The following is a 2712-nucleotide window of genomic DNA, read 5'->3' on the forward strand; positions in this document are numbered from 1 at the left end:
AAAATGGCAGAACTTAACGAACAGTTCCAAAAAGCATGGGAAGGCTTCGCGGCCGGTGAATGGCAGACCTCTGTCAACACCCGTGACTTCATCCAGAAGAACTACACCCCGTATGAAGGTGACGAGTCCTTCCTGGCTGGCGCGACCGAAGCGACCACCAAGCTGTGGGACAAGGTCATGGAAGGGATCAAGATCGAGAACCGCACTCACGCGCCGGTCGATTTTGACACCGACCTGCCCTCCACCATTACCGCACACGATGCCGGTTATATCGATCAGAGCCTCGAGAAAATCGTAGGTCTGCAGACTGACAAGCCGCTGAAGCGCGCCATCATCGCCAACGGCGGTATCAAGATGGTTAAAACTTCTTGCGAAGTGTACGGTCGTCAGCTGGACCCGATGGTCGAGAAGATCTTCACCGAGTACCGCAAGACTCACAACCAGGGCGTGTTTGACGTTTACACCAAAGACATCCTGAACTGCCGCAAGTCTGGTGTTATCACCGGTTTGCCGGATGCCTACGGCCGTGGCCGTATCATCGGTGACTACCGTCGTGTCGCTCTGTACGGTGTTGACTTCCTGATGGCCGACAAACTGGCCCAGTTCAAGTCCCTGCAAGCTGACCTGGAAAACGGTGTAAACTTGGAAGCCACCATCCGTCTGCGCGAAGAGATCTCCGAGCAGCACCGTGCCCTGGCACAGATGAAGGTGATGGCTGCCAAGTACGGTTGCGATATCTCCGTACCGGCTACCAATGCCCGCGAAGCAGTTCAGTGGACTTACTTTGCCTACCTGGCTGCTGTTAAGTCCCAAAACGGCGCTGCCATGTCCTTCGGTCGTACCTCCAGCTTCCTGGACATCTACATCGAGCGTGACCTGCAAAAAGGCCTGATCACCGAGCAAGAAGCCCAGGAGCTGATGGACCACATGGTCATGAAGCTGCGTATGGTTCGCTTCCTGCGTACCCCGGAATACGATTCACTGTTCTCCGGCGACCCGATGTGGGCTACCGAGACCCTGGCTGGTATGGGCGTTGATGGCCGTACCCTGGTCACCAAGAACAGCTTCCGTATGCTGAACACCCTGTACACCATGGGCCCGTCCCCTGAGCCGAACCTGACCATCCTGTGGTCTGAGAAGCTGCCGGTCGGTTTCAAGAAGTACTGCGCCAAGGTATCCATCGAGACATCTTCTGTTCAGTACGAGAACGACGATCTGATGCGTCCGGATTTCAACAACGATGACTACGCCATCGCTTGCTGTGTATCCCCGATGATCGTTGGTAAGCAGATGCAGTTCTTCGGGGCTCGTGCCAACCTGGCCAAGACCATGCTGTATGCAATCAACGGCGGTATGGATGAGAAGCTGAAACTGCAAGTGGGTCCGAAGACCGACAAGATCACCTCCGAGTACCTCGAATACAACGATGTGATGGATCGTCTGGATCACTTCATGGATTGGCTGGCCAAGCAGTACGTTGCTGCGCTGAACATCATCCACTACATGCACGACAAGTACAGCTACGAAGCCTCTCTGATGGCGCTGCACGACCGTGACGTATATCGCACCATGGCGTGTGGTATTGCTGGTCTGTCTGTAGCTGCTGACTCCCTGTCTGCTATCAAGTACGCCAAGGTCAAGCCGATTCGTGACGAAGATGGCGTTGCCATCGACTTCGAAATCGAAGGCGAATACCCGCAGTTCGGTAACAACGACGCTCGCGTCGATGACATCGCCTGTGACCTGGTTGAGCGCTTCATGAAGAAGATTCAAAAGCTGAACACCTACCGTGGTGCTGTTGCTACCCAGTCTGTTCTGACCATTACCTCCAACGTGGTATATGGCAAGAAGACCGGTAACACCCCGGATGGCCGTCGTGCCGGTGCTCCGTTCGGCCCGGGTGCAAACCCGATGCACGGTCGTGACCAGAAAGGTGCTGTTGCATCCCTGACTTCCGTTGCCAAGCTGCCGTTCGCTTACGCTAAAGATGGTATCTCCTATACCTTCTCCATCGTACCGAACGCACTGGGTAAAGATATGGAAGCCCAGAAAGCCAACCTGGCTGGCCTGATGGACGGTTACTTCCACCACGAAGCCAACGTAGAAGGTGGTCAGCACCTGAACGTTAACGTGATGAACCGTGAAATGCTGCTGGACGCCATGGAAAACCCGGAGAAATATCCGCAGTTGACCATCCGCGTATCCGGTTATGCCGTTCGCTTCAACTCTTTGACCAAAGAACAACAGCAAGACGTCATCACCCGTACCTTCACTGCCGCTCTGTAATCGAGTCGCAGTGAGTAAAAACCGGCGCCAAGGTGCCGGTTTTTTTATGCGTGCGATTCAGGGGGAGTAATCATCCCCTGTGACTCGCCCCCAGTTCCATCGCAACCACAACAGTTGTTACTGGATATTTGAAGAGGATCAAGGGGAGGGGCTCACCAGGATTGACCTAGGCCTCGTCTGTAATGCGATTATGCTTTATTCGCGCTCTAAGGGGATAGGCGGTTGCTTTGCCTGCCATTGCATCAGTGTTGCTATGGCTCGTGGAACAGCTGATCAGGTTTAAGGGGTGAACAGAGGCGCCATCGCGGGTATCAAGCAATACCCATAAGCCTGTGACTATGGAATCATTCTCTGCCTCTGCCTCTGCCTCTGCCTCTGCCTCTGCCTCTGCCTCTGCCTCTGCCTCTGCCTCTGCCTCTGCCTCTG

At 54.7% G+C, this 2712-nt stretch carries 1 protein-coding gene; it reads left to right on the forward strand.

Features of this window, described 5'->3' with window-relative positions:
• Positions 1 to 3: 3 nt before the first annotated feature.
• A complete protein-coding gene (gene pflB / locus G5358_RS20685; RefSeq protein ID WP_216962320.1) occupies positions 4 to 2286 on the forward strand; it encodes a formate C-acetyltransferase in 2283 nt (760 codons plus the stop codon).
• Positions 2287 to 2712: the final 426 nt, after the last annotated feature.

The organism is Aeromonas sp. 604176, from assembly GCF_049170755.1.
GTDB lineage: Bacteria > Pseudomonadota > Gammaproteobacteria > Enterobacterales > Aeromonadaceae > Aeromonas > Aeromonas veronii_A.